The organism is Tsuneonella rigui (genome assembly GCF_003958625.1).
GTDB lineage: Bacteria > Pseudomonadota > Alphaproteobacteria > Sphingomonadales > Sphingomonadaceae > Tsuneonella > Tsuneonella rigui.
The window spans coordinates 117,905-141,757 of sequence record NZ_RSEL01000013.1; the positions used below are offsets into that span (position 1 = coordinate 117,905).

The 23,853-nt window shown below is 68.5% G+C and carries 25 protein-coding genes; 13 read left to right on the forward strand and 12 right to left on the reverse strand.

Going from position 1 to position 23,853, the window contains the following annotated elements; all coding sequences use genetic code 11:
• Positions 1-20 precede the first annotated feature (20 nt).
• A complete protein-coding gene (locus ELY12_RS05035; RefSeq protein WP_241229730.1) occupies positions 21-2,153 on the forward strand; it encodes an autotransporter assembly complex protein TamA in 2,133 nt (710 codons plus the stop codon).
• Complete coding sequence (locus ELY12_RS05040; protein ID WP_126175608.1) at positions 2,153-6,334, forward strand: translocation/assembly module TamB domain-containing protein; 4,182 nt, start codon at positions 2,153-2,155, stop codon at positions 6,332-6,334. The genes ELY12_RS05035 and ELY12_RS05040 overlap by 1 nt, the downstream gene beginning before the upstream one ends.
• A 158-nt stretch (positions 6,335-6,492) precedes the next feature.
• Here the strand turns inward: ELY12_RS05040 and ELY12_RS05045 are convergent, their stop codons facing one another.
• The 3 genes from ELY12_RS05045 to ELY12_RS05055 all read right to left on the reverse strand — a co-directional run bounded on the left by ELY12_RS05045 (position 6,493) and on the right by ELY12_RS05055 (position 8,805).
• The gene (locus tag ELY12_RS05045; RefSeq protein WP_164549409.1) at positions 6,493-7,071 is read right to left on the reverse strand and encodes a fasciclin domain-containing protein; all 579 of its coding nucleotides are present in this window, start codon (positions 7,069-7,071) and stop codon (positions 6,493-6,495) included.
• A gap of 10 nt (positions 7,072-7,081) precedes the next feature.
• Positions 7,082-8,128: a hypothetical protein gene (locus tag ELY12_RS05050; RefSeq protein ID WP_164549401.1), complete on the reverse strand. Its 1,047-nt coding sequence runs from the start codon at positions 8,126-8,128 to the stop codon at positions 7,082-7,084.
• A 104-nt stretch (positions 8,129-8,232) separates the two neighbouring features.
• Positions 8,233-8,805 carry a lysozyme gene (locus tag ELY12_RS05055; protein WP_126175611.1) on the reverse strand — a complete coding sequence of 191 codons (573 nt, stop codon included), beginning with the start codon at positions 8,803-8,805 and terminating at the stop codon, positions 8,233-8,235.
• A 152-nt stretch (positions 8,806-8,957) separates the two neighbouring features.
• On the opposite strand from ELY12_RS05055, the gene ELY12_RS05060 reads away from it, so the two are divergent.
• A complete protein-coding gene (locus ELY12_RS05060) occupies positions 8,958-9,167 on the forward strand; it encodes a helix-turn-helix transcriptional regulator (RefSeq protein ID WP_126175612.1) in 210 nt (69 codons plus the stop codon).
• Position 9,168: 1 nt separating this feature from the next.
• Positions 9,169-9,822, forward strand: a complete 654-nt coding sequence (locus tag ELY12_RS05065) for a hypothetical protein (RefSeq protein ID WP_126175613.1) — start codon at positions 9,169-9,171, stop codon at positions 9,820-9,822.
• Positions 9,823-9,885: 63 nt separating this feature from the next.
• On the opposite strand, the gene glnA is transcribed toward ELY12_RS05065, so the two are convergent.
• The 5 genes from glnA to ELY12_RS05090 all read right to left on the reverse strand — a co-directional run bounded on the left by glnA (position 9,886) and on the right by ELY12_RS05090 (position 14,610).
• A complete protein-coding gene (gene glnA / locus ELY12_RS05070) occupies positions 9,886-11,295 on the reverse strand; it encodes a type I glutamate--ammonia ligase (protein ID WP_126175614.1) in 1,410 nt (469 codons plus the stop codon).
• Between the two features lie 45 nt (positions 11,296-11,340).
• Positions 11,341-11,679, reverse strand: coding sequence for a P-II family nitrogen regulator (locus ELY12_RS05075; protein WP_126175615.1), 339 nt, complete (start codon positions 11,677-11,679; stop codon positions 11,341-11,343).
• Positions 11,680-11,870: 191 nt separating this feature from the next.
• Positions 11,871-12,797 carry an N-acetyl-gamma-glutamyl-phosphate reductase gene (gene argC, locus ELY12_RS05080; RefSeq protein WP_126175616.1) on the reverse strand — a complete coding sequence of 309 codons (927 nt, stop codon included), beginning with the start codon at positions 12,795-12,797 and terminating at the stop codon, positions 11,871-11,873.
• A 4-nt stretch (positions 12,798-12,801) separates the two neighbouring features.
• Positions 12,802-13,149 (reverse strand): hypothetical protein, encoded by a 348-nt coding sequence (locus tag ELY12_RS05085; protein ID WP_126175617.1) that lies wholly within the window; start codon positions 13,147-13,149, stop codon positions 12,802-12,804.
• Between the two features lie 78 nt (positions 13,150-13,227).
• Positions 13,228-14,610, reverse strand: a complete 1,383-nt coding sequence (locus ELY12_RS05090) for a leucyl aminopeptidase family protein (RefSeq protein ID WP_126175618.1) — start codon at positions 14,608-14,610, stop codon at positions 13,228-13,230.
• 34 nt (positions 14,611-14,644) lie between these two features.
• Here ELY12_RS05090 and ELY12_RS05095 point away from each other — a divergent pair, with 34 nt between their 5' ends.
• Together ELY12_RS05095 and map are read left to right on the forward strand one after the other, a co-directional pair.
• Positions 14,645-15,472: a DUF4163 domain-containing protein gene (locus tag ELY12_RS05095; protein ID WP_164549410.1), complete on the forward strand. Its 828-nt coding sequence runs from the start codon at positions 14,645-14,647 to the stop codon at positions 15,470-15,472.
• Positions 15,473-15,503: 31 nt separating this feature from the next.
• On the forward strand, positions 15,504-16,331 hold the full coding sequence (map, locus tag ELY12_RS05100; protein WP_126175620.1) for a type I methionyl aminopeptidase: 828 nt from the start codon (positions 15,504-15,506) through the stop codon (positions 16,329-16,331).
• Here the strand turns inward: map and ELY12_RS05105 are convergent.
• Both ELY12_RS05105 and ccmA read right to left on the reverse strand, forming a co-directional pair.
• Positions 16,328-16,981 (reverse strand): heme exporter protein CcmB, encoded by a 654-nt coding sequence (locus ELY12_RS05105; protein WP_126175621.1) that lies wholly within the window; start codon positions 16,979-16,981, stop codon positions 16,328-16,330. The two genes, map and ELY12_RS05105, sit on opposite strands and share 4 nt — an antisense overlap.
• Complete coding sequence (gene ccmA, locus ELY12_RS05110; RefSeq protein WP_126175622.1) at positions 16,978-17,547, reverse strand: heme ABC exporter ATP-binding protein CcmA; 570 nt, start codon at positions 17,545-17,547, stop codon at positions 16,978-16,980. Before ccmA ends, ELY12_RS05105 begins: the two co-directional genes overlap by 4 nt.
• A 103-nt stretch (positions 17,548-17,650) precedes the next feature.
• Here ccmA and ELY12_RS05115 point away from each other — a divergent pair, with 103 nt between their 5' ends.
• The gene (locus ELY12_RS05115) at positions 17,651-18,997 is read left to right on the forward strand and encodes an APC family permease (RefSeq protein ID WP_126175623.1); all 1,347 of its coding nucleotides are present in this window, start codon (positions 17,651-17,653) and stop codon (positions 18,995-18,997) included.
• The gene (locus ELY12_RS05120) at positions 18,979-19,272 is read left to right on the forward strand and encodes a 4a-hydroxytetrahydrobiopterin dehydratase (RefSeq protein WP_126175624.1); all 294 of its coding nucleotides are present in this window, start codon (positions 18,979-18,981) and stop codon (positions 19,270-19,272) included. The genes ELY12_RS05115 and ELY12_RS05120 overlap by 19 nt, the downstream gene beginning before the upstream one ends.
• Here the strand turns inward: ELY12_RS05120 and ELY12_RS05125 are convergent.
• Positions 19,261-20,067, reverse strand: a complete 807-nt coding sequence (locus ELY12_RS05125) for an SDR family oxidoreductase (protein WP_126175625.1) — start codon at positions 20,065-20,067, stop codon at positions 19,261-19,263. The genes ELY12_RS05120 and ELY12_RS05125 overlap by 12 nt on opposite strands.
• A gap of 203 nt (positions 20,068-20,270) precedes the next feature.
• Between ELY12_RS05125 and ELY12_RS05130 the strand changes: the two genes are divergently transcribed.
• A complete protein-coding gene (locus ELY12_RS05130) occupies positions 20,271-20,495 on the forward strand; it encodes a hypothetical protein (protein WP_241229731.1) in 225 nt (74 codons plus the stop codon).
• A gap of 6 nt (positions 20,496-20,501) precedes the next feature.
• On the opposite strand, the gene ELY12_RS05135 is transcribed toward ELY12_RS05130, so the two are convergent.
• Positions 20,502-21,119 carry a DNA-3-methyladenine glycosylase family protein gene (locus ELY12_RS05135; RefSeq protein WP_126175627.1) on the reverse strand — a complete coding sequence of 206 codons (618 nt, stop codon included), beginning with the start codon at positions 21,117-21,119 and terminating at the stop codon, positions 20,502-20,504.
• Between the two features lie 94 nt (positions 21,120-21,213).
• On the opposite strand from ELY12_RS05135, the gene ELY12_RS05140 reads away from it, so the two are divergent.
• From ELY12_RS05140 to ELY12_RS05155, 4 genes are read left to right on the forward strand one after another with little or no spacing between them, the layout of a single operon-like run.
• Entirely contained in the window at positions 21,214-21,531 is a 318-nt protein-coding gene (locus ELY12_RS05140; protein WP_126175628.1) for a 2Fe-2S iron-sulfur cluster-binding protein, read from the forward strand.
• A 58-nt stretch (positions 21,532-21,589) separates the two neighbouring features.
• On the forward strand, positions 21,590-22,612 hold the full coding sequence (locus tag ELY12_RS05145) for a cysteine synthase A (protein WP_126175629.1): 1,023 nt from the start codon (positions 21,590-21,592) through the stop codon (positions 22,610-22,612).
• A gap of 59 nt (positions 22,613-22,671) precedes the next feature.
• Positions 22,672-23,016 (forward strand): hypothetical protein, encoded by a 345-nt coding sequence (locus ELY12_RS05150; RefSeq protein ID WP_126175630.1) that lies wholly within the window; start codon positions 22,672-22,674, stop codon positions 23,014-23,016.
• The gene (locus ELY12_RS05155) at positions 23,003-23,746 is read left to right on the forward strand and encodes a DUF4350 domain-containing protein (RefSeq protein WP_164549411.1); all 744 of its coding nucleotides are present in this window, start codon (positions 23,003-23,005) and stop codon (positions 23,744-23,746) included. The genes ELY12_RS05150 and ELY12_RS05155 overlap by 14 nt, the downstream gene beginning before the upstream one ends.
• The last annotated feature ends 107 nt before the right edge of the window (positions 23,747-23,853 follow it).

A 23,853-nucleotide genomic window follows, 5' to 3' on the forward strand; every position in this document is an offset into this window, starting at 1 on the left:
CACCCGTCGCCGCGCAGGACTTGCCGACGCAGGAAGGGCCGATCCCGCCCAAGGCGCCGGTGCTGGCCGCCCCGCTCCCCGCGACCCCGCCGCCCGCGAGCGAGCCGTCGCTCGAAGACCTGATCCCCGACAGCGCGGTCGAAAACCCCGAGGCCTGGGCGGTGCAGGGCGCTCCCGCCGACGCCGCGGCCGAACCGGCGCTTGAGGTCGATCCCAACTCGCCCCTCGCCGAAGTGCCGGCCATCGACGTGCCGTGGCCCGACGATCTCGTCCTCCCGCAGCTCGCACCGCTGGAGCCCGACGACAGTATCCAATTCGCCGATATGGAGGATGCGGCCAATCCGCGGCCGGCGCTGGTCGATGCCGATGTGGTGCAGGTGACCGACGAACTCGCGCTCGCCTTCCCGCCGGACGATACCGCGTTCCCCGAGAAGGAAGCCTTCGCCGCCCGCTACGGCGAGCTGTCGACCATTGCCGAGCTCGACACCGACAAGGACAGCGTCGCCCAACTCGCCGCGCGGGCGAAGGCGGACCAGACGCTGCTCGAGACGATGCTGCGCGTGTACGGCTACTACGATGCGCAAGTGATCCGCTCGGTGGCCGGCATCCAGGCCGGGCAGGAGACCGCCGCCGAACGCGCCGCGGTCCGGTTCGATATCATCCCGGGCGCGCGCTACCGGTTTGGTGCGATCGATCTGGGCGAGCTCGACACCGCGGTCGATGCGGTGGCGCTTCGCCGCGCGTTCGAGATCCAGCCGGGCGACTTCATGTCGAGCGACAAGATCGTCGAGGAGCAACTCAACCTCGACACCGCGCTCGGCGAATTCGGCTATCCCTTCGCGACGATCGACGCGCCCGAACTGCTGGTCGATCACGCGCGCACTGAGGGCGACCTGACGATGCCGGTGCACCCGAAGGGCAAGTACGTGTTCGGCGAAGTCGTCTCGAACCTGCCGCGTTTCCTCTCGGGCAAGCACCTCGCGACGATCGCGCGGTTCGATCCGGGCGACGTGTACCAGCGCAGCCTGGAGCTCGACCTCAGGCGCGCGATTGTCTCCACCGGGCTGGTCTCCTCGGTCACGGTCACGCCGCGCGAGGTGACGCCGCCGTCGGGCGACCAGCCGGGCACCGTCGCGCTCGATGTCGAGATGTCGAAGGCGAAGCTGCGCACCTGGGCGGGCGCGATCGGCTACGGCACGGGCGAGGGCATCCGCGTCGAGGGGAGCTGGGAGCATCGCAACCTGTTCCCGCCCGAAGGGATGCTGCGCGTGCGCGGGATCGCCGGCACGCAGGAACAGCTGTTCGGCGTCACCTTCCGCAAGAACAACCTCGGCGGGCGCGACAAGGTGCTGACCGTCGATGCCTTCGCCTCGACGGTCGACAGCGACGCCTACGACGCGCGCACCGTCTCGCTGATCGGCACCTACGAGCGGCTCTCGACGCTGCTGTTCCAGAAGCCGCTGGCCTGGAGCGTCGGGCTCGAAGCGGTGGCAACCAGCGAGCGCCCGCAGCCGCTCGGCGGGGTGGTCCAGCCGCGCCAGACCTACTTCATCGGCGCGATACCGCTGTTCGCGCAGCTCGATACCTCGGACAGCCTGCTCGATCCGAAGAAGGGCTTCCGCGCGGGTCTCCGCCTGTCGCCGGAAGTGTCGCGCAACCAGCGGATGGAGAGCTTCTATTTGCGCGCGCAGTTCGATGGCTCGACCTATCAGCGCGTGACCGACAAGGTGGTGGTCGCGGGCCGTCTGCGCCTGGGAACGATCGTCGGCACCGATCTCGACAACATCGCGCCTTCGCGCCGGCTCTATTCAGGCGGCGGCGGATCGGTGCGCGGGTACGGCTACCAGCGGATCGGCCCGCGCGACATCAACGGCAACCCGACCGGCGGCCGCAGTCTGGTGGAAGGCGCGGTCGAGGCGCGGATCCAGACCGGCTTCTTCGATGGCGCGCTGTCGGTGGTGCCGTTCCTCGATGCGGGCTCTGTCAGCCAGAGCGTGACGCTGGATCTTTCGACGGTCCGCTTCGGTGCGGGCGTCGGCGTGCGCTACAACACCGGCTTCGGCCCGCTCCGGTTCGATATCGCCACCCCGATCAACCCCGCGCCGGGCGATAGCCGGATCGCGGTCTACGTCTCGCTGGGCCAGGCGTTCTGATGGCGGACGAGGTAGAGGTGGTCGAGGTCGCCGAGCCGGTGCGCCGCCATCGTGGGCGCCGCGCGGCCAGGTGGGCGGTCGGCGTTATCGCTGCCGTCCTGCTGCTGGTGGTGGCGGCGGTCGCGCTGCTCAACAGCTCGATCGGCCATCGGTGGGTGGTCGACCAGATCGCCAAGGTCGCGCCCGCTTCGGGGCTCAAGATTTCGATCGGGCGGATCGACGGGAACCTCTACGGCAATGCGCGGCTGCACGATGTGACGCTGTCCGACCCGCAGGGCGCGTTCCTGACCGTACCGCTGGTCGATCTCGACTGGCGGCCGACAAGCTGGTTCTCGCGCGGGCTCGACGTGCGCGAGCTGGTGACGCACCGCGGCACGCTCTACCGCCTGCCGAAGCTCAAGCCGGGCGATCCCGACGCGCCGATCCTGCCTAACTTCGATATCCGCATCGACCGGCTGGCTATCCAGGACCTGACCATCGCCAAGGGCCTTGCCGGGCCGAACGCGCAGAAGGCCAACCTCGTCGCCAACGCCGACATCCGTCAGGGGCGGGTGAAGGTGAAGGCCGACGCGCGGCTCGGCCGGGCCGACGAGCTCCACGCGCTGATCGACGCGGAGCCGGACGGCAACAGGTTCGACATCGGGCTCGACGTGGTGGCGCCCAAGGACGGAGTCCTCGCGGCGATGACCGGCGCCAAGGCGGGCTACGCGGGCAAGATCGCCGGGCGCGGCACGTGGCAGAAGTGGGACGGCTGGGGCTACGTCAGCCGCGAGGGCGCGAATTTCGCCGCGTTCCGGATGCTCAACCAGGGCGGTACGTACACCATCGTCGGGCAGGCGCACCCGCAGGCGGCGATGGCAGCGGGCTTGCCGCGCCAGTTGCTGGGGCAGACGGTGTCGTACAAGGCGACCGGCACGCTCAAGAACAGCGTGCTCGACGGCTCGGTGCTGCTGGCGACCCCCGCGCTCGGCGGCAGCGCGCGGGGCATGCTCGACCTCGGTCAGAACATCGCCAGGGGCCTGCAGATCAATGCGCGGATCAAGGACCCCGGCCTGCTCGGCCCCGGCTCGCGGCTCGAAGGGGCGCGGGTGGCGGCGACGATCGAGGGCGCGTTCCGCGATCTTACCATCGAGCACCGGCTCCAGGTCGCGCGCTATGTCACCGGCACCACGCAGGTGGTCGGCCTGGTCCAGCAGGGCACCGCGACGTATGACGGCGCGCGCTGGACGGTGCCGCTCGATACCAAGGTCGCGCGGGTCGTCACCGGCACCGCGCAAATCGATCCGCGGCTGGTCAACGGCACGCTCAGGGGCACGGTGCGCTACCAGGGCACCAAGCTCACCAGCGACGCGCTCGCGCTGAACTTCCCGGGCGCAAACGCGCAGCTCACGCTGGTGGGCGACACCGCGCAGGGGAGCTACCGCCTCGCCGGGCCGGTGACCGCGAACGGGCTCGCCATCCCCAACGTGGGCACGGTCAACGGCGGGGCGCGGATCGTCGCGACCTTCGGGAACGCGCCGTGGACGCTGTCGGCCGACGTGCGCGGGCGCGTGGCCAAGGTGACCAACGCGACGCTCGCCAATCTCGCGGGGCCGGCGATCGCCTTCAGCGGGGGCATCACCACCGGCGGCGCGCGTCCGCTCGACTTCCGCGGGGTGCGCATCAACGCCGCGAAGCTCGACATGACGCTCGACGGCATGATCCGCCCGGGCCGCACCAGCGTCGCCGGGCGCGGGCGGCATGTCGATTACGGCGCGTTCACGGTCGAGGGCGCCTACACCGCGCGCGGGCCGGAGGCGGTGCTGGTCTTCGCCAGCCCCTATCCGACCGCGGGCCTCAAGGACGTGCACGTGGCGATCGCGCCGATCAAGGACGGCTTTGGGATCGAGACCCGCGGCCAGTCGCTGCTCGGCCCCTTCGAAGGGACGATCGACCTTTACGCGCCCGCCAACGGCCCCACCCGGCTGGCGATCCGCAAGCTCGACGTGTGGAAGACCTCGGTCACCGGCGAGCTGACGCTGGGTAACGGCGCGGTCGCCGGTACGCTGGCGCTGGCGGGAGGGGGCCTCGACGGCACCATTGCGCTGTCGCCGCAGGCGGGCGGACAGGCGTTCGACGTCAGCCTCAACGCCAACCAGGCGACCTTCGGCGGCGCGACCCCGCTGTCGATCGGGCAAGCCAAGATCGAAGCGCACGGCCTGCTGGTGCAGGGCCGCAGCACGATCAGCGGCAACGTCTATGCGCAGGGGATCAGCTACGGCAGCCTGTTCATCGGCCGCCTCGCGGCGCAGGCGCAGCTCGAGAACGGCAGCGGCACCGTCACCGCCTCGATCGCCGGCCGCCGCGGCAGCCGCTTCGCGCTGCAATTGAACGCCAACGTCGCGCCCAACCAGGTCGCGATTGCGGCGCGCGGGGAGTTCGCCGGGCGGCCGATCGCGATGCCGCGCCGTGCTGTGCTGATCCGGCAAAGCGACGGCGGCTGGCAGCTCCAGCCGACGCAGGTCAACTTCGCGGGCGGGGCGATCATCGCCAACGGCGAGTTCGGCGGCGGGCGCACCGCGGTCCACCTGCAACTCGCCGACATGCCGCTGTCGGTGGCGGACATCTGGGCCGATCTCGGCATCGGCGGCAAGATTTCGGGCCTGGTCGATTTCACCAGCACGACCGGCGGCGTCCCGACGGGCGAGGCGCGGGTGAAGGTCGCCGGGCTCAGCCGCTCGGGCCTCGTGCTGACCTCGCGCCCGATCGACCTCTCGCTCGTCCTGCGCCTGACGCCGGACCGGCTGGAAACCCGCGCGGTGATCGACGAGGGCGGCCAGCGGCGCGGGCGCCTGCAGGGCCGCATCGCCGGACTGCCGCGCGGCGGCGCGCTGTTCGACCGCCTGCGCGCGGGCGACCTGTTCGCGCAGCTCCGCTACAACGGACCGGCCGACGCGCTGTGGCGCCTGCTGGCGATCGACACGTTCGACCTCACCGGCCCGCTGTCGGTCGCGGCGGACGTGACCGGCACGCTGGCGACCCCGCAAGTGCGCGGCTCGCTGGCGGGCGAGAATATGCGGCTGCAGTCGAGCCTGTCGGGCACCGACATCCGCAACGTCAGCGCGCGCGGCACGTTTTCCGGCTCGCGCCTGACCATCACCAGCTTCCGCGGCGTGACCGCCAACGATGGCAGCGTTGTCGGCAGCGGGACGGTTGTGCTGGAGGACCTCGGCATCAAGGGGCCGGAGCTCGACATCAAGATCGCCGCGCGCGACGCCGCGCTGCTCAATGCCAACGGGCTGGCGGCGACGGTCACCGGGCCGATGCGGATCGTCTCCAACGGCGTCGGCGGCACGATCGCCGGCCGCCTGCTGATCGACCGCGCAAGCTGGCGTCTCGGTACCGCCGCGGCGGACCAGCGCCTGCCGCAGATCAAGACCCGCGAGATCAACCTGCCGTTCGACGTCGCTCCCGCGCGCGCGGCGAGCCAGCCGTGGCGCTACCTGATCGATGCCCGCGCGCCGAGCCGAGTCGATGTCGACGGCATGGGCCTCGACAGCGAATGGCAGGCGACCGTGCGCGTGCGCGGCACGACCGACAACCCGCGGCTGGGCGGCGAGGCGCGGGTGATCCGCGGCGATTACTCGTTCGCCGGCACGCGCTTCAACCTCACCCGCGGGATCATCAATTTCGACGAGAACGTGCCGATCGACCCGCGCCTCGATATCATCGCCGAGACCGAGAAGGACGACCTCAGCGTCACGGTGAAGGTGCAGGGCAGCGCGACCGAGCCCGAGATCAGCTTCCAGTCGACCCCCGGCCTGCCGGAAGAGGAAATCCTCGCCCGCCTGCTGTTCGGCGGCTCGATTACCGAGCTATCGGCGACCGACGTGCTGCAGTTGGGCTCCGCGCTGGCCTCGCTGCGCGGCGGCGGGGGAATGGACCCGATCAACAAGCTCAGGACCGCCATCGGGCTCGACCGGCTGCGCATCGTCAGCGCCGACCAGGCGCTCGGCCGCGGCACCGCGATCGCGCTGGGCAAGAACATCGGCCGGCGGTTCTACGTCGAGATCATCACCGACGGGCGTGGCTACAGCGCCACGCAGGCGGAGTTCCGCATCACCTCGTGGCTGTCGATCCTGGGCTCGATCTCGACCATCGGCCGCGAATCGATCGTGGCCAAGGCGAGCAAGGACTACTGAACGAGCAGCACGGGTTGCCCATCCTCACCCCGTCATCCCCGCGAAAGCGGGGACCCATCACGAGGGGTAGCCCGCCGAGCTACCGGCCGGATTGGGCCGCAAGCGAAGGAGATGGGCCCCCGCTTGCGCGGGGGTGACGATTTTCGAAGGAGTGCGCTTCAGCTCGCCTTCGCGGGCGTGGCCGACTTCACCAGGCCATCGAGCGGCAGCACCACGCCGTTGCTGGCGACCAGCGCCGCCCCGTCGATCTTCGCCTTGGCACCGTCGGCACCGGTGGCGGTGAGGACGTCACCGTCGGCGCTGAAGGTGACCATGCTATCGGCGAGGGTGCGCATCTGCACCGGCCCCTTCTTGTCGGCGATCGCCTTCTTGATCGCGTCGGGGGTCAAGTGACCGGGAAGGATATGCCCGCGCAGCACGGCAACCAGTTCGGCCCGGTTGGCCGGATCGGTCAGCGCCTTGTTGTCGATCTTGGCAAAGGCATCGTCATCAGGCGCGAGGAGCGTGTAGCTGCCGGGTCCGTCGAACACGTCGGCAAGGCCCGCTTCGGACAGCGCGGTCGAAACCGTGGTCAGCCCCGGCGCGCTGCCGATGGTCGCGGCGAGCGTGCGGTGGCCGGCATCGGCGTTGCCGGTGGCGGTGGCAGTCGCGCCGCTATCGTCACCCTGAGAGCAGGCGCCAAGCGAGACCGCCGCGGCCAGCGTGGCGGCCGCGGCGAACGAACGAAATGCAGTCATCGGCATCTCCTCAGGTCAGCAGCTGGATCGCGGCCTGGATCAGTTGCGTGGTCGGATCGACCTCGTACACATAGCCGTCGGCGTAGCGATAATAGGCGTCCGGCCCGTCGAGGTACTGGTCGCGATAGGCGTAGGGGACGTTGTACACGTCGTATCCGAGCGGCATCCGCTGGCCGACCGCGAACTGGTCGCCCGTCAGCAACGCGGCGATCGAGGTGATCGCATTGCTCTGCGGATCGACGCGGTAGAGCACGTCGTCGGCATAGCGGTACGAGTTCGGCGCGCCGAGGTTGTAGTAATCGACGTAGTAGTCGGGCACCGGATAGGGGTCGTAATAGCTCGGCCAAGGATTGCCGACCGACAGCGCGCCGCCCAGCAGCGGGAGGTAGCCCAGCACCGAACCGGTGTTGTTGGTGCGATAGAGATAGCCGTCGTCGTAGTAGTAGCGGCCGTCGCCCAGCGACGAGTAACCGAACCACGACGGGCTGTAATACCCGCCGCGATAGGTGCCGTTCTGCTTAGCCAGACCCGGAGGCTGGCAGCCGTTGTTCTTCTTCGCGAGGCCCGGAGGGCACCCGTCGATCAGGCCGCGCAGGCCGCGGTCGTCGAAGCCGACGGTGCGCACCACGCGGACGTCGTCGCGCCCGCCGTTGCCGCGCACTTCGCGCACTTCGCGCACGACACGGACGTTATCGCGGTCGACCGAGCGCACGACATCCTGCCGTCCCTTGCCGTTGCCGTTGCCGTTCCCGTTGCCGCGATCGTTCCCCTGAGCGACGACCCGCTCGGCCTTGCGCTCAGGGCCGCGCGCTTGCGCCTGCGCGGTGCGCGCCTGCCCCTTGTCCGCTTTGGCGTTCATCTGCGGACCGGAGCGGTCCTGGCCCTGGCCTTTGCCACCGCCATTCCCGTTGCCGCCGCCCTTCAACGCGGGACCGGCCGCCGCATGGCCGCCGCCGTGGCCGCCACCATTGCCGCCGCCGTTACCCTTGCCGGGGTCCGCGTAAGTCGCGCTCGCGGCGAGAGCCAGGCTCGCCGCGCCAAGCATTAGCATGCGCATCTGGTATCTCCTTCGCGTGACCAACGGGCGCTCGCGGCTGGCGTTCCATTAACATGAGATAACAATCGGCCCTGCTGCCGCACTGTGGCCGATTCGCCCCACAGTCAGCCCGCGTAGAGCGCAGCTTCGGCGGCGCGGCGGCGGGTCAGCCCCTTGAGCACCCGCCCGCCCGCGCGGTTCCAGCGGGCGAACTCGGCCGCCGCCGCGCCGTAATCGCCCGCGAGGTGGCGCTTGGTCAGCGTCGCGCGGCCAATCGCGCCGGTGTTATAGTGAAAGCTGACCAGCGCATCGAACTGCGCCTGCGTAGTGGGTGCATCGCCGATCGCGGCGGCCACCTCGCTCGCGTGACGCGCCACGTCGGCCTCGAGCCGCGCATCGCATTGGGCGCGCGTCCACACGGTGTTGGGGCCGATGTCGGGCCCGGTGGCGCCCCAGCCGATCGTCCAAGGAGCCGCGCCCGTGCCGGGGTCGGGGTAAGCCTCGACCAGGCGATCGGGCCGCACTCTCGCGCACCCTTCGAATTGCTTGATCAGCGAAAGACCCGCCGGGCTCACCGTGCGCGGCGAATCGCCGCCCAGCGCCGCATCGATCGCCGCGTCGAGCGCCGCCACCTCGCGCCGCGCAAATCCGCGCCCGAGCATCCGCCGAATCGCGTCGAAAATCACCTTGCGCTGCATGGGGCCGCCTCATTGCCGGATGGGGAGGCAGAGGCATCTGGCGGGAAAACCGCGTGTAGGAAAATGATTTCTCGCGTGACGTGTAAAGAGCTCTTGACTGACAAGAGTTCTTGACTGTAAAGCGCTCTTGTCAGGCAGAGACGGAGCGGACGGTGGAAAATCGGTTGCGGATGTACCGCGAGGCGAAGGGGTGGAGCCAGGGCGAGCTCGCCCGCCGCCTCGGGGTGTCGCGGCAGACGATCAACGCGGTCGAGACCGACAAGTACGATCCGTCGCTGCCGCTGGCGCTGCGCATGGCCAGGCTGTTCGAGGCCGCCGTGCCGGACCTGTTCATCGATCACTGGATGCCGGAGGGCGAATAAAATGATGTCCGAAATCAATGCAAAGCCGCGCTCGGTGCAGCGCAAGACGATCGTCAGCCTGCTAGTCGGCGGGCTCGCCGGCGGGCTCGCCTCGTTCGCCGCGCTGGCGCTGATCGACAGCGGCCAGCTGGGCGAGCTCGGCACGTCGCGCGAGATCGCGATCATGGTCGCGGTGGTCTATCTCGTGATGGCGGTGTCGGTGGCGTTCGGCGCGCTCAGCCCGAAGCTCGGCGCGCAGTTCCTCAACGTTGAGGACGCCGAGGAACTGCGCGAGCAGAAGAGCCGGCTGATGGGTAGCGCGGTCGCCACCGCCGCCTTCGGCTTCGCGCTGGTAGCCGTCGCGCTGGCGGCGCCGCTGGGCCCGGTGGCCGAACCGGTCGCGCTGACGCTGTTCCTTGGGCTGTTCGGCCTCGCCTGGTACCTCGGTGCGCGCCAGCAGCGGGCCAGCGACGAGTTCATGCGCCAGCTCTCGCGCGATGCCAGTGCCGCGGCATTCTACCTGCTCGCGCTGATCGGCGGCGGGTGGGCGCTGCTCGCTCACCTCGGCTACGTGATCGCCCCGGCGCCGCTCGACTGGCTCAGCATGTTCGCCGGCTTCCTGCTGATCGCCACGCTGGCGGCCTGCATGCAGCGCGGGTTGATGACGCCGCGTTGAAACCAACGAAATGGGGCGCCCGATCGCTCGGGCGCCCCAAGTTGAACCTTTTGTGCGCTGAGATCAGGCGCTGTAGTACATGTCGTATTCGACCGGGCTGGGGGTGGTTTCCCAGCGGGTCACGTCACCCCATAGCAGTTCGACGTAGGCGTCGATCTGGTCCTTGGTGAACACGTCGCCCTTCAAGAGGAACGCGTGGTCGGCCTCGAGGCTCTCGAGCGCCTCGCGTAGCGAACCGCACACAGTCGGCACTTCGGCGAGCTCTGCCGGCGGCAGGTCGTAGAGGTTCTTGTCCATCGCCTCGCCTGGGTGGATCTTGTTCTGGATCCCGTCGAGCCCGGCCATCAGCATCGCCGCGTAGCACAGGTACGGATTGGCCATCGCGTCGGGGAAGCGGAACTCGACCCGCTTGGCCTTCTCGCCGGTGCCGTAAGGAATGCGGCAGCTCGCCGAACGATTGCGCGCCGAATAGGCCAGCAGCACCGGCGCCTCGAACCCCGGGACCAGCCGCTTGTAGCTGTTGGTCGTCGGATTGGTGAACGCATTCAGCGCCTTGGCGTGCTTGATCACCCCGCCGATGAAGTACAGGCACATGTCGCTGAGGCCGGCGTAGCCGTTGCCCGCGAACAGCGGCTTGCCCTCGTTCCAGATCGACATGTGGGTGTGCATGCCGCTGCCGTTATCGTCCTTGATCGGCTTGGGCATGAAGGTCGCGGTCTTGCCGTAGGCGTGCGCGACCTGGTGCACGACGTACTTGTAGATCTGCATCCGGTCGGCGGTTTCTACCAAGGTGCCGAAGGTCAGGCCAAGCTCGTGCTGTGCGGCGGCGACCTCGTGGTGGTGCTTGTCGCACGGCAGGCCCATCTCGATCATGGTCGAGACCATCTCGGCCCGGATATCGACCGCGCTGTCGACCGGGGCGACCGGGAAATAGCCGCCCTTGGCGCGCGGACGGTGCGCCATGTTTCCGCCGTCGTATTCGCGGCCCGTATTGGTGGGCAGTTCGATATCATCGAGCTTGAAGCTGCTGCCGGCGTAGCCGTCCTCGAACCGCACGTCGTCGAACATGAAGAATTCGGCTTCGGGGCCGACGTAGACGGTGTCGCCGAGGCCGGTCGACTTGAGGAAGTTTTCGGCGCGCTTGGCGGTCGAGCGCGGATCGCGCGCGTACCATTCGCCGGTCGAGGGTTCGACGATGTCGCAGAACACGATCATCATCGGCGTCGCGCTGAACGGATCGACGTAGACCGCGCTCAAGTCGGGCTTCAGGATCATGTCGCTTTCGTTGATCGCCTTCCAGCCGCCGATCGACGAACCGTCGAACATCAGCCCGTCCTCGAGCTCATCCTCGCCGAGCACCGACGCAACCATCGTCAGGTGCTGCCACTTGCCCTTGGGATCGGTGAAGCGGAGATCGACCCACTCGATCTCCTCGTCCTTGATCTGCTTGAGCACGTCTTGTGCGGTAGCCATGTCTGTTCCTCTTGTGGTCGCTGCCCGGGCGGGAGCGGATGAATGTTAGAGAGCGGCGTCGTCGCGTTCGCCGGTGCGGATGCGCAGGGCGCTGTCGATGGTCGAGACGAAGATCTTGCCATCGCCGATGCGGCCGGTCTGCGCGGCGGAGGCGATCGCCTCAACCACCCGGTCGGCCTGGTCGTCGGACACGACCACCTCAAGCTTCACCTTGGGAAGGAAGTCGACCACGTATTCGGCGCCGCGGTAGAGCTCGGTATGCCCCTTCTGGCGGCCGAAGCCCTTGGCCTCGGTCACGGTGATGCCGGACACGCCGACTTCGTGCAGCGCTTCCTTCACCTCATCGAGCTTGAACGGCTTGATGATCGCTTCGATCTTCTTCACGTGAATCCCAATCCCATCGCTGCGGCCGATGTTTCAAGAATCGTGCCAAGGTTCGCGTTTGGGACTAGGCTATCGAACAGGCGAATTGAAGGGCGTGGGGGCAAGAAAACGCCGCCGGTTGCCGCCCTTGGCGACACTATCCTGCGCCAGCGATTTTAGGCTGCCCGAGAGGCGGGCAGGGGTGCCCGATTTTAAGGCAGCCGCAGCCCGGCGGTCTCGTCGAGCCCGGCCATCAGGTTGAGCGACTGGACCGCCGCCCCGCTGGCGCCCTTGCCGAGATTGTCGAGCACCGCGACCAGCCTGACCTGGCTGCCGTCCGCCGAAGCGAACACGTGCAGGTCCATCGCGTCCGACGGCGCCCGCGACTGGCGCAGGAGCAATTCGCCGTCGGGCTCGGCGCCCATGCGAACCACCGGGCTGTCGGCGAAGAAATCCGCGAGGGACTGGCGCAAAGCGTCGGGCGTCCCTGCTGCCATCGCACTCAGTGGCAGCGGCACTTCAACCACCATCCCGCGATACGCGGGGATGACCGCCGGCGAGAACAGCGGATCGCGCGTCAGGCCGCTCCGCTCGCGCATCTCGGGCACGTGCTTGTGGCCCATGCCGAGCGCGTAGCCGCGCCAGGCGATATCGGTATCGTCCTCGAACCGCGCGATCAGGCTCTTGCCGCCGCCCGAATAGCCGGAGACCGCGTTGCAGGTGTAGGGCCAGTCGGCGGGGAGCAAGCCGGCGCGCACCAGCGGTGCGACCAGGGCGATGAAGCCGGTCGAATAGCAGCCGGGATTGGACACCCGCGCGGCCAGTGCGACGGTCTCGCGCCCGACCAGCTCGGGAAAGCCGAAGGTCCAGGCCTCGGCCACGCGGTGCGCACTCGAGGCGTCGATCACCCGCACCTTGCTCGCCGGATCGATCAGAGCCACCGCCTCGCGCGCGGCGTCGTCGGGCAGGCAGAGGATCGCGAAGTCGGCGGCATTGAGCGCCTCGCGCCGGGCCGCAGTGTCTTTGCGCCGCGCCTCGTCGAGCGTGACGAGGATGAACTCGCTCCGCCCCGCCAGCCGGTCGGCGATCTCGAGGCCGGTCGTGCCGACCGCGCCATCGATGAATACCGTCGCCGCCACCGGATCAGTCCTCGGCGGCCAGCTCGGTCAGGTGCAGGTAGCCCGAGGGCCCCTCGGGCGCGAGGCAGCCCCAGCACCACGGACCCGCATAGTCGAGCGCCTCGAAGGTCGTGCCCGCAGCGAGCCGCGTGACCTCGTCCGACCCCTCGCGCGGCTGGCACAGCAGCACCGCGCCCTCTGGCCCGATCGTCCGCACCTGGGGCACCACGTAGTGCGCACACAGGTATCGCTCGGCGAGCGCGATGTGCGCCAGGTCGCCGCGGATCGCCACGGTCCCGACCGCCGGACGCGCGACCGGGCCGGACAGCGAGAGCTGGCCCTGCGGAAGCGGATAGGCGGTGGATTCGGTCACGGTGCGGGTCGGCCCCTAGTGAGGTGTGCGGCGCGCTTATAGCGCGGCGGCGTTAACGGCAAGTCAGGGCCAGAGCCCTCAGCCGTACCGCGCCTGCAGCATGTGCCACGCGGCGCGCAGGCCGAGCGCCGCGCCGCCCTTGGGCCGGCCCGGCTTGGCGGCGGGGCGCCAGGCGAACGTATCGAAGTGCGCCCAATCGATTCCCTCGCCGACGAAGCGGTCGAGGAACAGACCGGCGACGCTCGCGCCGGCGAAGCCGTTGGCGGGCGAATTGTTGAGATCGGCGATGTCGGACTTCAGCCACTCGCGGTAGCTGTCGGGCAACGGCAGGCGCCACACCTCGTCGTCGTGCGCCTTGCCCGCGGCGGCGAGCGCCTCAGCCGTCTCATTCCGCCGCGTCATCATAGCGGGGAGATCGGGGCCCAGCGCCACCCGCGCCGCGCCGGTGAGGGTCGCGAAGTCGACGACCAGGTCGGGTTTCTCCTCGCTCGCGCGGGTCAGCGCGTCGCCCAGGATCAGGCGGCCCTCGGCATCGGTGTTGGTGATCTCGACGGTGAGTCCCTGGCGGCTGCGCAGCACGTCGCCGGGGCGAAAGGCATTGCCGGCGATGGCGTTCTCGACCGCCGGAACCAGCAGGTGCAGCCGCACCTTCAGCCCGGCGCCCATCACCAGCCCGGCGAGCGCCAGCGCGTGCGCCGCGCCGCCCATGTCCTTCTTCATCAGCAGCATGCCGGCGGCCGGCTTGATGTCGAGCCCGCCGCTGTCGAAGCACACGCCCTTGCCGACGATCGCCAGCACCGGGTCGCTCTCCTTGCCCCAGGTGAGGTGGATCATCCGCGGCGCATGTTCGCGCGCCGCCGCGCGGCCGACCGCGTGAACCATCGGGTATTCGCGCTCAAGCGCCTCGCCCTTGGTCACGCTGAGCTTTGCCTTGTGTGCCTTCGCCAGCGCCTCGGCCTCGGCCTCGAGCGCCGCTGGTCCCATGTCCTCGGGCGAGGTGTTGACGAGGTCCATCACCTTCATCGCCGCGCGCGCCTCGGCCAGTGCCGGCTCGATCGCCTTGGCATCGCCGGTCAGCAGCACGCGGGCGCCGGTCGCATCCTTGTCTTCGCGGTAGCGGGTGAAGCGATACTGCGCGGTTTGCCAGCCGAACAACGCCGGACCAGGATCCCCGTCGGCGAGTCGATAGATGCCGGCGGGCAGCGCCTCGGCCAGCTTGGCGAGGCACCAGCTCGAGAGGGAAGCCGGATCGGCCACCCCGCCGACCGCGAACCAGCCGTCGCCATCGGGCACCACGCCCACCTGATAAGGGCCGCCGTCGAATTTCTGCCCTTCGAGCGCCGCGCGCTGTCCCGTGGTCAGGCGCTTGGCCCAGGCGGCGTAGCCATCCTTGTTGACGAGGTTGATGAGGGTGGCCGCCTGGCCGCGGTCGGGCTGGATAAGCTCGGGCGATTTGCTCATAGGAGGCGTCCTAGCGCCTGCCCGGAGAAAGCCAATGCCGCTTCGCCCCCTGCTTATTCTCACCACCGTCGTGCTCGCCGGCGCGTGCTCGTCGCCCGACGAGGTGCGCGAGAAGACCGGGGTGACCGCGCAGGCGAAGAGTGCTTCGGCCCACGCCACGTCGGTCGCCTCGTCTTCGGGCAAGGGCAGTGCGCGCAAGGAGAAGGAGGACAACGACCTCTACAGCTACGAATTCTCCTACCCGGCCGAAGTGGGCGCCTATCCCGAGCTCGCCGCGCGGCTTTCCTCCGACGCGGCCAAGGCCAAGGCCGAGATGATCGCCGATGCGAAGCAGGACCAGGCCGACCGGAAGAAGAACGATTTCCCCTTCAACCCCTACAGCTACGGCGCGGAGTGGAAGGTGGTCGCTGACCTGCCGCAATACCTCAGCCTGTCGAACGACTTCTCCACCTACACCGGCGGCGCGCACGGGATGTACGGGCTTGAAGGCTTCGTGTGGGACAAGGCGAACAAGCGCGGGTTCAAGTCGGCGGAGTTCTTCGTCTCGCCGCAAGCGCTGGGCGATGCGATCGGCAAGCCGCTGTGCGACGCGCTCAACAAGGAGCGGGTCAAGAAGGGCATGGACCCGGTGACGACCGACGGAGAGGACCAGATCTGGCCCTCTTGCCCGGACCTTGATGAGGCGACGATCCTGGTGGGATCGTCCAATGGCAAGACGTTCGACCGGATCACCGTGTGGTACGGGCCCTATGTAGCCGGATCGTACGCGGAGGGCGCCTACGAGCTCGACTTCCCCATGACGGCGGCGATGCTGGGTGCGGTGAAGCCGGCGTACAAGGCGGCGTTCTCGGCGAAGCGGTGACTTTTTGCGGGCCAGCGCCTATGTGCACGCCATGACCCAGTACCAGACCGTCACCGGCAACGAGACCCTCCTGCGCGACGGGACCATCAAGCTCCACGGACCTGCCGGCTTCGAAGGCATGCGCAAGGCTGGTCGCCTCGCCGCCGAAATCCTCGATGCGCTCGCGCCGATGGTGCAGCCCGGCGTGACCACCGGGGAGCTCGACGATGTGGTGCGGCAGATGACGCTCGATGGCGGCGCGGTGCCGGCAACGCTCGGCTATCGTGGCTACACCCACTCGTGCTGCATCTCGATCAATCACGTGGTGTGCCACGGCATCCCGGGCGACAAGCAGCTCAAGGACGGCGACATCGTCAACATCGACGTGACCCCGCTGCTCGATGGCTGGCACGGCGACACCAGCCGCATGTACCTCGTCGGCGATGTGCCGCTGAAGGCCAAGCGGCTGGTCGATGTGACCCACGAATGCCTGATGATCGGCATCGAGCAGGCGCGTCCCGGCAACCGCCTCGGCGACATCGGCGCGGCTATCCAGGCGCATGCCGAGAAGCACCGCTACGGCGTGGTCCGCGAGTTCTGCGGCCACGGCGTCGGCCGCCTGTTCCACGACGCGCCCGAGGTGGTTCACGCCGCCAAGGCCGGCACCGGACCCGAGCTGCGGCCGGGCATGTTCATGACCATCGAACCGATGATCAATCTCGGCCGCCCGTGGGTGAAGATGCTCTCCGACGGCTGGACCGCGGTGACCCGCGACAAGAGCCTGAGCGCGCAGTTCGAGCATTCGATCGGGATCACCGAGGACGGCTGCGAGATCTTCACGCTGAGCCCGACGGGGCGCGACAAGCCGCCTTACGCCTAGCTCTCGCGCGCGGCCCTGACCGCCCCCGCTCCGGCAAACGGCGCCACTGCGCATAGCGCCAGGCTGATCGCGCCGCATAGTGCCAGTCCCGCGCTGTCAGGGCGGGCGAGGGCGCCGGCGCCGAAGATCAGCACCGGCACCGCGAGCGGGATGAGCAGCAATCCGCCAAGCGCCGCGCCGCCTCTGACGGTCGCGGTGAGCGCGGCGATGACGAGGCCGATCGCGGCGAGACCGGGGGTGCCGAGGGCGAGGCCGAGGAGCAGCGTGCGCAGGGTCTCGGCGGGGAGGTCGAACAGCGCGGCGGCGGGGAGGGCGGCAATCAGCAGCAGCGGACCGAAGCTCAGCCAATGGGCGAGCAGGCGGACCACCAGCACCAGCTCCTCCGACACGCCGCGCAGGGTCAGCTGGTCGAACACGCCGTTGTCGATGTCGGGCGCGACCAGACGGTCGATCGGCAGGATCGCGGCGAGCAGAGCGGCGATCCACAAGACGCCGCCGCCGGTCCGCGCGAGCAGCGGCGCGTCGGGGCCGACCGCGAACGGGAACAGCACCGCGACCGCGACGAAGAACAGCACCGGCAACCACGGCCCTCCGCGGCCGCCGAACGCGAGCCCGAGATCGCGGCGGAGCAGGGCTAGTGCTGTCCTCACGCGGCGAACTTGGCGAGGTCGATCTGCTTGCCGTCCGGCAGCGCGAACGGCTGGTGCGAGGCGATCACCACGATCCCGCCGCGCGCGCGATGCTCGGCGACTTGATGCTGCAACTGTTCGGCGGCGCGCACGTCGAGGCCGTTGAGCGGCTCGTCGAGCAGCCAGATGCCGCCCACTCGCGGACGGCTCTGGGCGATCGCGGCCCGCTTGCGCTGTCCGGTCGACAGGAACCGAACAGGCACGTCGAACAGGGTGTTCAGGCCCGGATCGAGCGCTTCATTGACACCGTCGATGCGCCCCCAAAACGCGAGCGTCTCGCCCAGCGACAAATGCTCGTCGAGCGGCAGGTTGCCGTCGAGAAGCGCCACATAACCGGCCCGCTCAACCGACCCCGCGAACGGACGCAGCAGCCCCGCGACGATCCGCAGCAAGCTCGATTTGCCCGTCCCGTTCGCCCCCACGACCTGCAGCGCCTGACTGGCACCGAGCGCGAACGACAGCCCGCGAAACAATAGCCGGTCTCCCCTGCGGCAGGCGAGGTCTTGCACAGTCAGGCGCGGGTCCATCGCGCGTCCGCATACGGGGTGCGCGCAGGCGTGCCAAGCGAGCGCTTGCCAACCCGCCAACGCGGGCGCACACCTTCGCCCGGTCGCCTCTGGGGGAAGAGGCATGCAGACACAGCACAATCACTTGTTGCGCGTGCTCGGGCTGGTGTTCGGGCTCGCTGCGGTCGTCGGCAGCGTGGTGGGGCAGGGCATTCTGCGCTCGCCCGGCATCGTCGCGCAGGCGAGCGGTTCGCCGGCGGTGCTGATCGGACTGTGGGCATTGGGCGCGGCGCTTTCCCTGCTCGCCGCACTGCCCTTTGCAGAGCTTGGCGCCGCGATCCCGCGCGCGGGCGGAGCGATTGCCTATGCCGAGCGCGCGTTTGGCCCGCGTGCCCGGGTGGTGACCGCGTTCACGCTGGTGCTGCTGATGGTGTCATCGCAGGCGATGCTGGCATTTGTAACCGGCGAGTTCCTGGTACGCCTCGGCATCGGCGGCGGGCGCTATGGGCCGGGCGAACTCGCGACCGGGCTGCTCGTGCTGTTTTTCCTCGTCAACGCGATGGGCACGCGGATCAGCGGAGCCATGCAGATCGGCTTCTCGGGTCTCAAGGGCGCGGTCCTGATCGGGCTGGTGGTAGTGCTCTTCTCGCAACCCGGTGCGGCACCCGACCCGGTGCCGGGCCCGGCAGTCGCAGCCGGCTGGTTCGGCTTCGGCGCGGCGATGCTGGTGATCATTGGCGCCTATAACGGTTGGGGCGATCTTGCGGTGTACGGCGAGGAGATCGAGAACCCCGGCCACGCGATTCCGCGCGCGCTGTTCGGCGGCATCCTCGGCGTTGCTGCGCTCTACCTTGCGGTCAACCTTGCGCTCCTGCACTCGCTGACGCCTGCGGAGATGGCCCGCTCGGATTTCGCCGCCGCCGACGCCGCGCGCGGGGTGTTCGGCGACCGCGGAGACATGATCTTCACCACCTTCGGCGTGCTGTCGGTCGGTGCGATCACCAGCCTGGGCCTGATGTCCACCAGCCGCGTGGTATTCGCTACCGCGCGCGCCGGCATCCTGCCGCGCTGGTTTGCGCGCGTGACCGATCGGGGCACGCCGATGCGCGCGCTGGCGCTGTCGACGCTCGGCTCGGCGGCTTTCTTGTGGTCCGATGCCTATCTGGCGCTGTCGGCGACTTCGAACACGCTGTCGCAGTGCATGTTCGTGCTGGTCGCGCTCACCGCCATGGCGCTGCGGCGCAAGGAGCCCGACATGTTGCGCCCCTACCGCATGCCGCTCTATCCGCTCTCGATCTGGCTGGTGCTGGGGTTCGATCTTGTCCTGCTGGCGGTGTTCGTGGTGCAGGACCCATATTATTCGCTGCTCGGCGTGGTGCTGGTCGCGGCGCTTTCGGCAGGCTATCTGCTGCTCGCGCGCCTGCGGAATGTCGCGCCAGAGGAGACTATCGAGTGGCCATCGCCGAGCTGACAGAAACCGAACGCGCGGCGGCGCTGGGGGAGCTGACCGGCTGGTCTCTTTCGCGCGAAGGCAAGGCGATCGAGCGCAAGGTGGCATTCGGCGACTTCAGCGAAGCGTTCGCCTTCATGACGCGCGTCGCCCTGCTCGCCGAGCAGCACGATCATCACCCCGAGTGGTTCAACGTCTACAATCGGGTGGAGATTACCCTCACCACCCATGACGCGGGCGGCCTCAGCCAGCGCGATGTCGCGATGGCCAAGACGATCGACGCGCTACTGGCCTAAGGGCCGCGTCAGGCTGCGCGCCTGCTGGCGCACCTTGCCGGGCATCCAGCGCGCCCCGAACGCGAGCCGCTTGGCGGTTTTTCCGACGAGGGTGTGCAGCTTCTCGCCGTGCACCGCGTCCCATGCCGCCTGTGCTACCGCGAGCGGTGGAGTGATCTCGAGGCCGGCTTCCTGCACGCGTCCGCGGATCGCTTCATTCGAGCCCTGGTTCGGCGAGTGGTCGAGCAACGGGGTGTCGATGAAACCGGGCATCAGGTCGCGCACCTTGATCCCGAACTCGGCCCATTCGGCATCGAGCGCCTCGGTGATCCCGCGCACGCCGAACTTGGTCGCCGAATAGACGCTCGCGCCGCCAGTGCCGTAGATGCCCGCCGCACTGGCGGTGTTGAGCAGGCAGGAGCCGGGCGCAGTTTGCTTGAGATAGGGCAGGGACGCCTGCGCGCCGAACAGCACGCCCTTCAAGTTGATGTCGAGGCAGCGCTCGATCTCTTGGGTCGTGTTGGTGTCGAGGCTGCCGCCGAGCGGAATGCCCGCGTTGTTGGCGACCACGTCGATCCGGCCGCCCGACGCCTTGGCGAACGCGCCCAGCGCCTCGTTCCACGCGGCGCGGTCGCGCACATCGAACTTGTGCGCGTAGGAGGTGCCGGTGCCTATCCGCTCCTGCGTGATGTTCATCCCCGCGGCGTCGATGTCGCCGAGCCCGACGAACCATCCGCGGCCCGCGAAGTATTCGGCGATCGCCTGACCGATGCCCGACCCGCCGCCGGTGATGAAGATCGCTTTGCGTGTCGCCATGGTCCGTCCTCCCGCTGTGGCGCGGGGTTAGCGTGGTCAGTGGCGGATTGCTACTGGAACGGAGCGCCGCTGTGAGACATTTTGTCCAATGCCAACGATGGGCTCCCGACCTATTACCATCCCACAGACAGGCGCCGCTCAGCCCCACAAGGATCCAATTGATGGTTTCACAGCGCGAAAAAGCGAAGCGCGAATTTCGTCAGATGATGATCGCAATCATTGTCATCGCGGTGCTGATGGTCGTGGCGGCGCTGTTCTGGTTGCATTCGCAGGGCGAGCTGCGCGTCCACATGGTCATCGCGACCATTCTCGGCGTGTTCTTCTCGGTGCTGGTCGGCACCGGCCTGTTCGCACTCGCCTTCTTCAGCGACAAGAGCGGGCACGATCAGCAGGTGACCGACGCGACGCGCGGCCGCGACAAGCACTAGTCCCGCCTAGAGCGCCGGATTGTTGTAGCAATGCCAGGTGAAGATCGCCGTCGCGCCGCGATGGGGTCGCCAGTCCTCGGCTAGCGCCCGCGTTTCCTTCTCGGTCGGACGCTGCTCCAAGCCCAGGATCTTGCCCAGGCCGGCCTGCACCGCGAGATCGCCGGCGGGCCAGATGTCGGGCCGTCCTTCGGCGAACAGCAGGTAGATTTCCGCCGTCCACCGGCCGATGCCCTTGATCTGAGTGAGCAGCGCGATCGCTTCCTCGTCGTCTGCCGGCAGATTGTCGAAATCGATCGCACCCGCCTCGACCAACTCGCACAGGCTGCGCGCATATCCCTGCTTCTGGCGCGAGAGGCCGCAGGCGCGCAGGGTGTCGAAATCGCGCGCGAGGAGGTCGGCGGTGGGGATGTCGGGGCCGAGTTCGTCCTCCAGCTTGCGCCACATGCTCGCCGCCGCGGCGACCGACACCTGCTGGCCGACGATCGCCCGGAGCAGGGTGACATAGCCGCGATCGCGGATACGGGGTTCGGGGTAGCCCGCTGCCTGCAGTGCGCGCGCGATCGCCGGCTCCTGCGCCGCGACTGCATCGAGGCTGCTCTTGATCTGCTTCGCCGACAAACCCACCCTGCATTTCCTCCGTCTTGCCAAAGCGCAGGCCAAACCGTAGCAGCCCCGCCGAACGCCCGACAGGGGGCGAGATAGTTCGGGACCCAAGACCATGCCTCAGCTGACCGTCGTCAATCGTGCCGGCGAGGAATCGACCATCAATGTGCAGGACGGCCTGACCGTGATGGAAGCGATCCGCGACAACGGCTTCGACGAGCTGCTGGCTCTGTGCGGCGGCTGCTGCAGCTGCGCGACCTGCCACGTGCATGTCGATCCGGCATTCAAGGACCGCCTGCCACCGATGAGCGAGGACGAGGACGATCTGCTCGAATCGAGCGATCACCGGAACGCGGACTCGCGCCTCGGTTGCCAGGTGTCGTTCACCGCGGACCTCGACGGGCTCAAGGTGACGATCGCGCAGGAAGACTAGCACGGGCCCAAACGGAACTGCGTTGCCGCTCCCGGCCGCGCTCCCTAGCTTTTCCGACATGAATGCCATTCCCGTGCGTGAGCGCTCGCTCGACCTGATCGGCAACACCCCGCTCGTCCTGCTTGAAGGCCCCAGCGCCGAAGCCGGCTGCGAAATCTGGGGCAAGTGCGAATTCCTCAATCCAGGCGGCAGCGTGAAGGACCGCGCCGCGCTCGCGATCGTCCGTGATGCGGAAGCCAGCGGCGAGTTGAAACCCGGCGGCACGATCGTCGAAGGGACCGCCGGCAACACCGGTATCGGGCTGGCGCTGGTCGGCAATGCGCTCGGCTATCGCACGATCATCGTGATGCCGGACAACCAGAGTCCGGAGAAGATGGACACCCTCCGCGCGCTGGGCGCCGAGCTGGTGCTGGTCCCACCGACCAAGTATTCGGACTGTAATCACTTCGTGCACACCAGCCGCCGCCTGGCCGAGGAAACGCCGGGTGCGATCTGGGCGAACCAGTTCGACAACACCGCCAACCGCAAGGGCCACATCGAGACCACGGCGGAAGAGATCTGGCAGCAGATGGACGGGCGGATCGACGGGTTCACCTGTTCGGTCGGCACCGGCGGCACGCTTGCGGGCGTCGGCATGGGGCTTAAGAGCCATAACGAGGACGTGGTGATCGCGTTGACCGATCCACACGGTGCCGCGCTCTACAGTCACTACGCGACCGGCGAGCTCAAGGCCGAGGGCAACTCGGTCGCCGAAGGGATCGGGCAGGGCCGGATTACCGGCAACCTAGAGGGCGCGCCGATCGATACCCAGTTCCGGGTTTCCGACGAGGAAGGACTCGAATGGGTCGCGCGGCTGCTCCGCGAGGAAGGCCTGTGCCTCGGGCTCTCGTCGGGCATCAACGTCGCGGGCGCAGTGCTGCTCGGCAAGCAACTGGCGCGCGAGCGCGACAAGGACGCGCGGGTGGTGACGGTCCTGTGCGACACTGGCTTTCGCTACCTTTCGACGCTGTACAACGGCGAGTGGCTGCGGTCGAAAAGCTTGCCGGTGTTCGACTGGCTGGACGGTCGGCAGCAGGGCTGAGCGCGTCGGCATCGGCCCGCCTAGATTGACTGAACGGTTCAAGCGACTAGCTTGAGACGATGGCAATCCGCCCTTCCGCGCCTGACACCAATGCCGAAACCGCGTCCGCGCCGCTCGGTGGCACGCGGGCCGAGGCGATGCAGCGGCTGCAGGTCGGCGCATCGCTGCTGCTCGGCATCGTGCTGATCGTCGGGCTTGCCAACGTGATCGAGGAGCGCGCGAAGCAGTCGGACAAGGCGGTAGTGCCTGAGGCGGCCTCGACCGTCGCGCCCACGGTCAACGCGGCGCCCGCGAACGATCCGCTGGCTGATGCTGGCGTGGTGCCGGACTTGCCGGCTCAGCCGAGTGCGACAGCCTCCGCTCCCGCCGGTACCCAGCCTGCGAGAACAGATGCCGGCCAATAGACGGCGGCTCGCCGCCCTCGTAGCGCTTATCCTTTTGATTGCCGGTGCGGTGGCCGCTTGGGCCTGGCATGGCAGTGCGTCCGAGCGGCCCCGCCTGGGGCTGTTCACTTCGTTGCCGATCTACTGGGCCGAGAGCGGATCGATCGGTGAGGTGCTCAATGGCACCGAGGAGCATCATTGGGTGCGCAGTGCGCTGGAGGACGACTACGTACTCATCCCCCTCGACACTCTCGATGGCACCGAAGCGGGGCGGTTGGACCGGCTCGTGATGGCCCAGCCACGCCCCCTGTCCCCGGCGGAAAACGTCGCACTCGACCAGTGGGTGCGCAAGGGTGGACGGCTGCTGCTGTTCGCCGACCCGTTCCTGACCGAAGAGTCGCGATTTCCCATTGGCGACAAGCGACGGCCGCAGGATGTGGTCCTGCTGTCACCGATTCTCCAGCGGTGGGGACTCGACCTGACGTTCGATCCGGATCAGCCGGATCCCGAACAGATTGTGGCGCTGGGTTCGGCAAGTATTCCCGAACATATGTCCGGCCGCTTTCGCCTCGCGACACCCGGAGCGCCCGCCCGCTGCGCGCTGCTTGCGCAAGCTCTGATCGCCGATTGCCGCGTCGGTGATGGCCACGTGGTGGCGGTCGCGGATGCGGCATTGTTGGACGCGGATCATTCTCCAGCAAGCGCGAAACCCGCGCTGTCGGCGGTCGCGGCGCTGGCCTTCAGCGATTAAGCGCGGGAAAATGCGGGTGGAGCCATCTCCTTTCTTGTCCTCCCCGCCTAACCCTCTGGAATCAGGCGGCTATCTGTTTCTCGCGAACGGATGGTTAACACTCACGG

Excerpts from the sequence above, each read along its gene's own strand:
- ELY12_RS05040 (WP_126175608.1), top strand. The coding sequence starts at position 2,153 with ATGGCGGACGAGGTAGAGGTGGTCGAGGTCGCCGAGCCGGTGCGCCGC.
- ELY12_RS05045 (WP_164549409.1), bottom strand. The coding sequence starts at position 7,071 with ATGACTGCATTTCGTTCGTTCGCCGCGGCCGCCACGCTGGCCGCGGCG.
- ELY12_RS05050 (WP_164549401.1), bottom strand. The coding sequence starts at position 8,128 with ATGCGCATGCTAATGCTTGGCGCGGCGAGCCTGGCTCTCGCCGCGAGC.
- ELY12_RS05055 (WP_126175611.1), bottom strand. The coding sequence starts at position 8,805 with ATGCAGCGCAAGGTGATTTTCGACGCGATTCGGCGGATGCTCGGGCGC.
- ELY12_RS05065 (WP_126175613.1), top strand. The coding sequence starts at position 9,169 with ATGATGTCCGAAATCAATGCAAAGCCGCGCTCGGTGCAGCGCAAGACG.
- glnA (WP_126175614.1), bottom strand. The coding sequence starts at position 11,295 with ATGGCTACCGCACAAGACGTGCTCAAGCAGATCAAGGACGAGGAGATC.
- ELY12_RS05090 (WP_126175618.1), bottom strand. The coding sequence starts at position 14,610 with ATGAGCAAATCGCCCGAGCTTATCCAGCCCGACCGCGGCCAGGCGGCC.
- ELY12_RS05095 (WP_164549410.1), top strand. The coding sequence starts at position 14,645 with ATGCCGCTTCGCCCCCTGCTTATTCTCACCACCGTCGTGCTCGCCGGC.
- map (WP_126175620.1), top strand. The coding sequence starts at position 15,504 with ATGACCCAGTACCAGACCGTCACCGGCAACGAGACCCTCCTGCGCGAC.
- ccmA (WP_126175622.1), bottom strand. The coding sequence starts at position 17,547 with ATGGACCCGCGCCTGACTGTGCAAGACCTCGCCTGCCGCAGGGGAGAC.
- ELY12_RS05115 (WP_126175623.1), top strand. The coding sequence starts at position 17,651 with ATGCAGACACAGCACAATCACTTGTTGCGCGTGCTCGGGCTGGTGTTC.
- ELY12_RS05125 (WP_126175625.1), bottom strand. The coding sequence starts at position 20,067 with ATGGCGACACGCAAAGCGATCTTCATCACCGGCGGCGGGTCGGGCATC.
- ELY12_RS05130 (WP_241229731.1), top strand. The coding sequence starts at position 20,271 with ATGATGATCGCAATCATTGTCATCGCGGTGCTGATGGTCGTGGCGGCG.
- ELY12_RS05140 (WP_126175628.1), top strand. The coding sequence starts at position 21,214 with ATGCCTCAGCTGACCGTCGTCAATCGTGCCGGCGAGGAATCGACCATC.
- ELY12_RS05145 (WP_126175629.1), top strand. The coding sequence starts at position 21,590 with ATGAATGCCATTCCCGTGCGTGAGCGCTCGCTCGACCTGATCGGCAAC.
- ELY12_RS05150 (WP_126175630.1), top strand. The coding sequence starts at position 22,672 with ATGGCAATCCGCCCTTCCGCGCCTGACACCAATGCCGAAACCGCGTCC.
- ELY12_RS05155 (WP_164549411.1), top strand. The coding sequence starts at position 23,003 with ATGCCGGCCAATAGACGGCGGCTCGCCGCCCTCGTAGCGCTTATCCTT.